The sequence below is a fragment of the Bradyrhizobium sp. USDA3010 genome (assembly GCF_056429065.1).
The window spans coordinates 1-246 of the sequence record NZ_JBWJZD010000185.1; the positions used below are offsets into that span (position 1 = coordinate 1).

A 246-nucleotide genomic window follows, 5' to 3' on the forward strand; every position below is an offset into this window, starting at 1 on the left:
TACTCGACCGGCGGAAAACAGACGTTGCTTGGCGTCAGCAAACGCGGCAACCGTTATGTGAGAAAGCTTCTAGTGCATGGCGCGCGATCCTGCCTCCGGCATTTGGACCGGACGCGCGATCGCCTAGCCCGTCTTATTCATCAGCGGCTTGTTGAGAGGCTGGCGAGCGTGGCGTAAGCCGCTGAGGTGGCGTAGGATTCGGTTGCTGACACCCACCCTCCGCGCATCCGGGCCGCCACACTCGCC

General features: G+C 62.6%; 1 protein-coding gene. It reads left to right on the forward strand.

Features of this window, described 5'->3' with window-relative positions; translation table 11 throughout:
• The coding region (locus tag AC066Y_RS43480; RefSeq protein ID WP_478279165.1) for a transposase at nucleotides 1–177 on the forward strand (177 nt) is incomplete at its 5' end.
• Nucleotides 178–246: the final 69 nt, after the last annotated feature.